Origin of the sequence: Dactylosporangium sp. NPDC000521, assembly GCF_042898305.1 — a bacterium.
GTDB lineage: Bacteria > Actinomycetota > Actinomycetes > Mycobacteriales > Micromonosporaceae > Dactylosporangium.
The window spans coordinates 47,242-56,184 of record NZ_JBIAYW010000041.1 but is presented as its reverse complement, the minus strand read 5'-3'; the positions used below and the strand labels follow the sequence as shown (position 1 = coordinate 56,184).

Below are 8,943 nucleotides of genomic sequence, written 5' to 3'. Positions count from 1 at the left end.
CGTTTTTGGCGGCGGCGGGGCCGGGCTCCCCGCGGGCGCCCCTCCGGGGGCGGCCTGCCTGGTAGCCGATGACGGGGCGGGCGGGGCGCGACTGGGTGTGGTCGACCGGCCCGGCCGGCCCGCCCCCGGGTGCCCGGGGCCGGACCGGCCGTCGCGACGCGGTTGGGTCAGCAGCTGAGCAGGCAGGTGCCGTAGCTCACCGAGCAGTCGGCCATGATGTTCACCCGCCGCTTGCGGCCGCCCGAGTTGGGGCAGGGCTCGCAGTACGACTGCGGCAAGCAGGACGCGCTGGCTGTGCTGGTGGGCAGCAGGCCGGCCAGGAGCCGGTCGGCGACCAGGCGAGCGATTCGGGTCATGGTTCCTCCAGGTCGGTGACTACGACGGGAGCGGACGCCCCCGCCGTTCCGGCCCGCGGGCCGGAGTCTGTGGTGTCGGGCCCACGCGGTACGCGGCCGACGGGGTGCGCGGCAGTGAGCCGACGCAGCACGAAACCGCGGACCGCGGCGGTGGGCAGCGGGCCCAGCTGGCGGGAGTCGTGGCTGAGCGCCGCGTTGTCGCCCAAGACGAGCAGGTGTCCAGCTGGCACCACGGCGCCGGCCTGCCAGGGCGACCGTTGGCCGGGCAGCGCGGCGACCCGCTTCACCATCGGGCCGTGCGGGCCCTGCAGCACCACGAGCCGCCCAGGCACGGCCCTGCCGTACCGCGCGACGAGCAGCCGGTCGCCCGCCCACAGCGACGGTTCCATGCTGCGCCCGACGACGATGACCACGCCGAACAGCCGACGGGCGACGAACAACAGGCCCGCCGCGAGCGCCGCTGCCGCCACGTAGCTCATGCCGCCACTTTCGCTGCGCTCCGGCGCCGGCCTGAGCCGTGCTGCCATGCTGATGAGCGGGCCGAGCCGCTGCGCTGCCCGCTCATGCCGGCTCCAGCTGGTAGCCCTGTGCCTGCAGGCGGAACAGCCGTGCGTACCGCCCGTCGGCGCGCATCAGCTCGTCGTGCGAGCCGAGTTCCGCGACGCGTCCCTCGGCGAGCACAGCGACGACGTCCGCGTCGCGCAGGGTGCTCAGCCGATGCGAGATGAGCAGGGTGGCCCGGCCGGCCCGGTGCGCGCGCAGCGCCCGGTGGATCTCCGCCTCGGCTTCCGCGTCCAGGCCTGAGCTGGGCTCGTCGAGGATCATGAGGTCGCTGTCGTCGCGCAGCAGCGCCCGGGCCAGCGCGACCCGCTGCCACTGCCCGCCGGAGAGCCGGACGCCGAGCCTCGGGTCGCCGGTGTCACCGGCCCAGAAGAACAGCCGGGTCAGTGGCGTGTCGTACCCGTCCGGCAGCGCCGCCAGGGTCGCGTGCACGCCGGCGAGCCGGGCCGCGGCGGTGATCCGTGGCAGGTCGTCCAACCGGCGCACGTCGCCGACGCCGATGTTCTCCCGGGCGGGCAGGTCGTAGTCCTGGAAGTCCTGGAACACGACGGCCATCCGTCGTCGCAGCAGCTCCGGGTCGAGGTCGCGCAGGTCGACACCGTCCCAGGTGATCCGGCCGCGGGTCGGCTCGTGGAACCGGCACAGCAGCTTGACCAGCGTGCTCTTGCCGGCGCCGTTGAGCCCGACCAGCGCGACGGCGGCGCCCTGCGGGATGCGGAGGTCGACCCCGCGCAGCACCCAGTCGTGATCGTCGCTGTAGCGGAACCAGACATCGTGCACGACGATCCCGTCCCGCAGCGGCGCGGGGCGCAGGGCTGCTTCCGGGACACCGGCGGGTGGTGCCGAACGCACGACGAACATGAAGTGCGCGAAGAGCAACTGCGCCTCGAGCATCGCGGCGACCTGCGCGATGCCCTGGGCAACGGCGGCCTGTACGCCGGCCACCGCGACCACGAACACGGTCAGGTCACCGACCGTGTACGCGCCCGTGGCGGCCCGCCCGGTGAGCCAGACCAGGCCACCGCCGGCGACCACCGCACCGAACGCGCCGAGCAGCACCTGCGTGCGCAACCGGCTGCGGTCCACCCGCCGCTCGGCCGCGTTCACCGATCCCAGGTCGGCCAGCATCCGCCCGCGGAAGAAGTCGCCGAGCCCGAAGAGCCGGACCTCCTTGGCCGCTTCCGCCGTGGTGAGCAGCCGCGCGTAGAACAGCTGCCGGCGCTGGGCATGGCCGGAGCCGGTGACGACGGCCGCGTGCCGCCGGCCGAGCCGCAGGTGCGCCACCACCGCCGGCGCCGACGCCGCCACGACGACGGCCGCCACGATCGGGCTCAACGCGATCAGGGTTGCCAGGAATCCCGCGAGCGCCGCCGCCGACGACAGCAGGCCGAGCGATCCGCTCACCACCTGCGCCGGCGCCGAACGGCCCGCGGTGCCGGCCAACTGGACCCGGTCCTGGAACGCGGGGTCCTCCAGCTGCTGCAGCCCGACGTGCCGTTGCAGCGCGGAGAACAGCCGCTCCTGCGCGCAGAGGCTGAGCCGACGGTCGAGCTCGTTCGAGGTGTACTGCATGGCGTGCGGGACAGACGCCAGCACCACTCCGATCCCGGCGACGGCGAAGGCGAGCAGCAGCGGGACGGCTCCCGCGACGAGCCGGTCGAGCAGGTCGCGGGTCAGCCAGGCCAGCACGACCGGCCCTACGCCGGCCACCAGCGCCGCACCCGCCATGGCCAGGACCGCCCCCGGGGCCGCCCGCAGCCCCATCCGCAGCGCCTCCGCGACGTCGCCGGCGCGTACCTCAGACACGGGCCGGCACGCGCGGGAAGGAGCGGAAGTCGGTGCCGCTGTGGGTGACGGCACCGGTGTCGTCCAGCAGCGCCACCGCCGGGTACCCGGCGACCGCGAACGCCGTCGCCACGGGCCCGTACACCGGTTCGGTGGTTACGCGGGCCACGTCGCGCAGCCCGGCGGTGAGCCCGCCGAGCTCGTGCGGCTCGCCGATGAGCACGGCGAGCACGCGCTGCCGGCCGACCGCGGTGGCGTAGGCGACGAACTCGGGCAGCCGCTCGGTGCACGCCGGACAGTCGGGGCTGAAGAACCCGACCAGGCCGCTCGGGGTGCCCCGCAGTTCCTCGCCGTCGACGGTGGTGGCCTGGAACGGCTCCGGTGTCTCGCCCGGACCTACCACGACCCGCGGCGCGTGCGCGGCGGTGGCACTGGTCATGGCGCGCAGCCGGCGCACGATGCCGAGCGTCAGCAGCAGGTTGAACGCACCGAGCAGGCAGGCGAGGACGGTGGCCGCGGCCAGGTAGGGCATCGTGGGACTCCCAGCGGTGAGGGGGCGGTGCGAAGAGGGCGGCCAGGTCGTCGAGGCGGGTCAGCGGCACCGCGAGCGGGACCCCGGCGGCGCGGCGTGATGAGCACCTACGGCCATCCCGGCGAACCGCTGCTCCTCCCATGCCGTCGAAGACCCTGGATGGCTGGAGCAAGAATCAGTAAGGTCTGTTACCAGATTCCTACCAGGGCTTCACGCGGGGGGCAGATGGTGGATTCGCACGGGGGCGAAACGCATTTCCGGCTGCTCGGACCGGTACAGATCGAACATCGCGGCAAACCCGTGGACCTCGGTCCGCGGCGCGGCGAGCGATGCCTGCTCGGGCTGCTCCTGCTGGAGGCGACCTGCGGGGTGCTGCGCATGAGCCGGCTGCAGGGACTGCTGTGGGACGACGACCCACCGGAGCGGGCACGGCGGACCGTTCACACCTACGTCGCACGCCTGCGGTCCCGGCTGCGCCCGCACGACGTGCAGATCGTCACGCACAGCACCGGCTACCGCATCGACGTCGACCCGCAACGCGTCGACGTGCACCAGTTCGTCGCGGAGATCGACCGGGCCCGGACCCTACCTGACCCGGCCCACCGCGCCGACGTGCTCGCCCAAGCCCTCACCCTGTGGCGCGGCCCGCTGCTCGCCGACGTCGCCGGCGACGACCTGCGGGCCCGCATCGGCCTCGCCCTGGAGGAGCGACGGGCCCTGGCCATCGAGCTGCGGGCCCAGGCCGATCTGCAGTGTGGCCGCAACGACCAGGTCGCGGCCGAACTCACCGAGCTGACCGCGCAGCAGCCGACCCGGGAGCGGCTCGCCGAACTGCTGATGCTGGCCTACTACCGGGCCGGCCGGCAGGCCGATGCGCTGGAGGTGTACCGGCGGTCCTGGCGCTACCTGCACACCGAGCTCGGTGTACAGCCCGGCTGGGGCCTGCGCGAGGTCCACACCCGGATCCTGCGCAGCGGCCCCGTCCAGGACCTTGTCGACGGCCGGCGCGCAACCCCGTGAGCCGCTTCCCGGAGTACAGGAACAGCCCGCCCCAGCGGCGCCATAGCCGGGCCCGCGACCGACCGGCTTCCAGTCGAGGACCGTCGACGCCGGCGTCCCATCGGGGGCGGTCACCGCCGTCAGGGCAGGGCCCACGACCAGCATCACCGCCGCGGGCGCGCCCTGAAACTGACGACCGCGCGCCGCCGCTCAACCGGTCGGGCCGCCGGTGATCTTCCAGAGGGTGACGTTTCCTGACCTGTCTCCGGCAACGAGCCACGGCGATGCGCCGGCGCCGAAGCGCATCGCCGTGAACTCCGTTTCCACGAGCGTTCGCTGCAAGAGCCGGCCGGTGCCGACATCGTGGACCAGGAATTCGCCCGTGCTGTCGCAGCTGGCCAGCAGGTGCCCATCCGCGCTGAGCGCCGCCGCGCTGACGCTGCCGCGATGCGTGGCGATCCGGCGCCGGGTCGGCGTCGTTCCCCTCAGCGTCCAGAGGTCGACGAAGACGCTGTTCTCGCCGCTGACGCCGCCGTTGGCGGCCACCAGGTCCAGATCGGCACTGACGGCGAGCAGGTTGTCGCAGTCCTGCGGCAGTTCGTGCGACAGGAGCCTGTCGACCGTGCCGTCGGGCTGGATCTGCCAGAGCACCAGGGTGTGCTCGGTGGTCGTCCAGCCGTCGCTCCACCACTCGTCGGCCAGGACGAGACCGCTGTCGCTCACCCACAGATCGTCGACGTCGATGATCCACGATGACAGGTCGTAGATCCCGGTAACGCCTGGGGACCACCAGACGAGCCGACGTTCGGCATTGGCGACCGCGTATCGGCCATTCGGGCTGACGCCGACCGAGGCACCGCCGGATCGCCCTGACAGCTCCTGTTCCAGACGCGGCTCCGGCGACGTCTCGGCCAGGCGCGAGATCGCCCATGGCCCGGCCATCGAGCTACCGATCAGGACCAGGTCGAGGTCGCTGTCCGCAGCGATTCGGGTGAACTGCAGTTCGTCTCTGCGTAGCGACTCGCCGACCATCTCACCGTCGGTGATCCGCCAGACGATCAGCGAATCGAGAGCGCAGCTCACGGCATGAAGGCCGTCCCGCGCGACGGCGACTGACCACACCTTGCCCTCATGCGCCACGTTCGGCAGAGCATGGTCAGCGCGGAGGTCCCAGAGCGACAGCCGATGAAACGACGCGGTCAGGAGCGAACGGCCGTCTCCGCTGATAGCCGCCGCGTCGATGCCGACGTCGTCGAGGTCGATCGGCTTCGCTTCGACCCGCGAGGAGGTCAGGTCCAGCGTCACCATGTGCCCTCGTGCGAAGATCCAACCGCCCGCGGCGACCGCGGTCCGGCCCCCGGCATCGACGGTGAGGGCGTTCACCGCGAACGCGACCGGCTCGACCTTGATCAAGGCGGTTGTGGGCAGCCGGCTGTGGTACAAGGCACCGTTGCCATGCATGTCACCGACGCCGACGAGCAGGGCGTCGCCTGCCCGGCTGAGAGCGAGCGATCGCACTGTGGCCGTGCCGCGACAGAACTCCGGCCACTCGTCGACCGACGATGCGGCGGGGTCGACCGTCCACCCGACGACCGTGCCGCCGAAGATGCCGACGACGATCATCGTCGCGTCTTCGTTGACTGCGAGATACCGGATGTCGTTGTGCGGGCAGGCGTACGATCGGCGCTCGACACTCGGGCCATCGACGGTGTAGATGTCAAGCGTGTCCCCGCCGGCGACGACGACGCGACTGCCATCGGCGGTGAGTGCGATCCGGCGCTCGTACGAGTAGGTGCCGGGCAGGGGTTCCGCGAGCGGCTCCTCCCCATCGAACCGCCAGAGCAGGACGACGCCGCGTCCGTCGCTGCTCACACCCACCGTGCCGGCATCGCTGAGCGCGACGGCTCTCACCTCTGTCTCGTGGCCGGCGAGGCTCCGGAACGACGGAACGCGTGCGGCGAGATTCCACAGGAGGAGCTCGCCGGTGAAGCGTCCCTTCGTCAGGGGCACCGAGCCGCCACCCGTCAGCCCCACCGAGCCGTCGGCGTTGATCGCGACAGCCGAGACTCGCTCCTGGTTGCCTCGTAATGTGGTGCGGCCGGTGTCCCGCGCGATGAGGCTGGCCACCTCCGCGTTGATGCCACCGCCGAGCCGGTGCAGGTGGTCGCGGAGACGGCTGTGCAGCGTGCGATCACCGAGGTGTAGCGCCGCGAGGCTGAGCTGGCGGGCCACGGAGCCGGTGAGTTCGCCGGTGTCGCGGGCTGAGCGCAGGTGGAACGCCTGGTCGGTCATGCAGCGCGTCAGGGTCTCCAGCTCCGGGGCGATCACGGTCGCGGCGTACATCGTCTGGACCAAGCGGTCGACACCGATCGCGGCCACTGCCGACTCGAGGTAGGAGACGTCGGAGAGCAGGGCGCCCAGCGAGTCCGGCTCGTGCGCAGTGACCCAGCCGGGATAGTCATCGAACGCGAACAGCGGCGCGCCACGCCAGCCTTGATCGGCGAAGCGGCGCATCCACGCCGAGAACACTGCGCGGCGCTCCTCCCCCTCGGGGTCGGCGGACTGAGCCGCGACGAGCAGCGACTGATGCCCGAAGGAGTACCGGCGGTAAGGTCCCTCACCCTCGATCGTCAGCGTCCGGCGGAGGAAGTCGGTCAATACGCGCTGGACCCGGCGCACGGATCTGGGGTCCGGGTTACCGAGGACGCCCGCGACGTCCGCGGCCGTCATCCGGCCCTGCGCGGCCGAGAGCACACCCAGCACGTCGTTCTCCAGGTCGCCAGGATCATGGTCACGCAGGAGGAGATCGAGTTCCTGGCGGGCCTCGGCACCGCGCTCCGCTCCCGCCCGGCTCGACGCGATCTCGATGATCTGGATGCCGCGCAGCGGATGGTCCAGGCCGACGTCGTCGGGCAGCCCCTGTCCTGCCCGGCTGGTGACCAGGATGTGCACGAACTCCGGGTCAGAACGCACGACCGGTATCAGCGCGCCGATGCTGACCCGACCGGCGCGCCGGCTGATGTCTTCGTCCAAGCCGTCGACGACCAGGACGAAGTGGCGACGCAGGCGGGCGCTACGCCGGACCACCGCCTCCCACAGGTCCCGATATGTCGCCAACGCCTGCGGCGATGCCGGGGGTTCCTCGCCGAGGATGTACGCCAACTGGCCGTTCAACGTCGCGATGTACTGCGAGGAGTCCGCCTCCGACAGCCGCTGGACGAGGAAGAAGGCCGCCCAGTCCACATCGGGCGACAGCTGCAGCAGGAAATGAGCGGCCAACGCGGTCTTGCCGGCCCACGGCGGAGCCGCGATCCAGCGGTAGACCTGGGAGCTGGTCGAGAACGCCCGCAACGCCTCGATGTCGGCGTCACGATCCACGAGCTCGGGGGTGCGCTCTGCCATCTCACGGACCGTGGACAGGTAGGGATGCCGGGTCTGAGCGGCGCGCCGCCCGAACACATTGACCTGCAGGTTGCGGTCGCCGAACTGCCCACCTTGCACTGTCACCGTGCTGTCGTCCCGCTCTCCGTCATCACCCGGGCCCTGGACTCGATCCAATCTAACCCAGTCGCTGTGTTGACGAAACGTGGCGTGCATGCGCCGGCGCCGGGCCGCGGGGTCGGGCGAACCGGGTCGTCAGCAGGGCTGCGAAGGTTTCTTCCATCCGTATCGATGATCCTGTAGCTTCTTTCCATCACGACTCGTCGATGTACTGATCGGAGCCCGTCATGAACCTTCCCGCCGTGCTGTCCCGTGGGGCGGTGGTGTTCGCGCTGCTCGGGGTCGTCGTGCCCTTCGGCGGACCAGCCGCCGCGGCGCTGCCGGTCGTCGACATGGAGCAGGTCATGCTCGCCGCGCAGGTCGACCCGCCGAAGAGCGGCACCGGGCAGACGCCCGGCGCGGCGGCGAGCGTGCTGGAGGTCGAGCGGGCACTGTCGGCGAAGGGCTTCCTGGCGTCGGGCTCCGTCGACGGCCACTACGGCACCTCGACCGTCGCGGCGTACGCGGCCTGGCAGCGCTCACTCGGATACTCCGGCCTGGACGCCAACGGATATCCGGGCCCGTCTTCGCTGACCGCGCTCGGCAGCGGCCGGTACACGGTCACCAGGCCGATCAGCACCGGGTCGCGGACCAGCTCGTACGGTGGTGAACGAGTCAACGCAAGGACCCGCGACATGCTCGCCGCGGCCGACGCCAAGCTGGCGTGGAGCATCACGCTCAGCCAGGGGTCCTACACGTCGGCGAACCCGAGCTCGGCCGGTACACACGACGCGGGCGGAGCAGTCGACATCTCGGTCGCCGCTCTGAGCACCACGCAACGGTGGCAGACCGTCCAGGCCCTGCGGACCGTCGGGTTCGCCGCCTGGCTGCGCAACCCGTCGCAGGGAGACTGGCCGTACCACATCCACGCCGTCGCCATCTCCGACACCGACCTGGCCATTGGGGCGGCCAACCAGGTGCACGACTACTACTTCGGCAAGAACGGGCTGGCCAACCACGCCGCGGACGACACGCCGACCGCCTATCGGGTGGCGTTCACCTGGTGGGAGAAGTACCGGCGGTAGCCGTCACGACACCAGCGGCCGACCCCGTCGCATGGGCCGGCCGCTGGTGCGGTGCGGCCGCGCCGCAGGCCCGCAGCCGGGTCGAGCTGCGCGACGCCTGGTGGCCGCAGCTCACCGCGTGACCGGGCAGGTTTCCCGCTCGGTG

The 8,943-nt window shown here is 71.8% G+C and carries 8 protein-coding genes; 3 read left to right on the top strand and 5 right to left on the bottom strand.

Annotation, left to right across the window (positions count from 1 at the left end):
• Nucleotides 1-167: 167 nt before the first annotated feature.
• From ACFY3L_RS52990 to ACFY3L_RS52975, 4 genes are all read right to left on the bottom strand, one after another.
• Entirely contained in the window at nucleotides 168-356 is a 189-nt protein-coding gene (locus ACFY3L_RS52990; RefSeq protein WP_389343052.1) for a hypothetical protein, read from the bottom strand.
• Nucleotides 353-835, bottom strand: a complete 483-nt coding sequence (locus tag ACFY3L_RS52985; RefSeq protein WP_389343050.1) for a S26 family signal peptidase — start codon at nucleotides 833-835, stop codon at nucleotides 353-355. Before ACFY3L_RS52985 ends, ACFY3L_RS52990 begins: the two co-directional genes overlap by 4 nt.
• A gap of 82 nt (nucleotides 836-917) precedes the next feature.
• The gene (locus ACFY3L_RS52980; RefSeq protein WP_389343048.1) at nucleotides 918-2,723 is read right to left on the bottom strand and encodes an ABC transporter ATP-binding protein; all 1,806 of its coding nucleotides are present in this window, start codon (nucleotides 2,721-2,723) and stop codon (nucleotides 918-920) included.
• A complete protein-coding gene (locus tag ACFY3L_RS52975; protein ID WP_389343046.1) occupies nucleotides 2,716-3,234 on the bottom strand; it encodes a TlpA family protein disulfide reductase in 519 nt (172 codons plus the stop codon). The genes ACFY3L_RS52980 and ACFY3L_RS52975 overlap by 8 nt, the downstream gene beginning before the upstream one ends.
• Nucleotides 3,235-3,534: 300 nt before the next feature.
• On the opposite strand from ACFY3L_RS52975, the gene ACFY3L_RS52970 reads away from it, so the two are divergent.
• On the top strand, nucleotides 3,535-4,254 hold the full coding sequence (locus tag ACFY3L_RS52970) for a BTAD domain-containing putative transcriptional regulator (protein ID WP_389343044.1): 720 nt from the start codon (nucleotides 3,535-3,537) through the stop codon (nucleotides 4,252-4,254).
• A gap of 189 nt (nucleotides 4,255-4,443) precedes the next feature.
• Here ACFY3L_RS52970 and ACFY3L_RS52965 read toward each other — a convergent pair whose 3' ends face one another.
• Nucleotides 4,444-7,740 (bottom strand): WD40 repeat domain-containing protein, encoded by a 3,297-nt coding sequence (locus ACFY3L_RS52965; protein ID WP_389343042.1) that lies wholly within the window; start codon nucleotides 7,738-7,740, stop codon nucleotides 4,444-4,446.
• 221 nt (nucleotides 7,741-7,961) lie between these two features.
• On the opposite strand from ACFY3L_RS52965, the gene ACFY3L_RS52960 reads away from it, so the two are divergent.
• A complete protein-coding gene (locus tag ACFY3L_RS52960; RefSeq protein ID WP_389343039.1) occupies nucleotides 7,962-8,798 on the top strand; it encodes a peptidoglycan-binding protein in 837 nt (278 codons plus the stop codon).
• Nucleotides 8,777-8,920, top strand: a complete 144-nt coding sequence (locus ACFY3L_RS52955) for a hypothetical protein (protein WP_389343036.1) — start codon at nucleotides 8,777-8,779, stop codon at nucleotides 8,918-8,920. The genes ACFY3L_RS52960 and ACFY3L_RS52955 overlap by 22 nt, the downstream gene beginning before the upstream one ends.
• The last annotated feature ends 23 nt before the right edge of the window (nucleotides 8,921-8,943 follow it).

Bases quoted from the DNA above. Each gene is read 5' to 3' on its own strand.
- ACFY3L_RS52985 (WP_389343050.1), bottom strand. From the start codon at position 835: ATGAGCTACGTGGCGGCAGCGGCGCTCGCGGCGGGCCTGTTGTTCGTC.
- ACFY3L_RS52960 (WP_389343039.1), top strand. From the start codon at position 7,962: ATGAACCTTCCCGCCGTGCTGTCCCGTGGGGCGGTGGTGTTCGCGCTG.
- ACFY3L_RS52975 (WP_389343046.1), bottom strand. From the start codon at position 3,234: ATGCCCTACCTGGCCGCGGCCACCGTCCTCGCCTGCCTGCTCGGTGCG.
- ACFY3L_RS52990 (WP_389343052.1), bottom strand. From the start codon at position 356: ATGACCCGAATCGCTCGCCTGGTCGCCGACCGGCTCCTGGCCGGCCTG.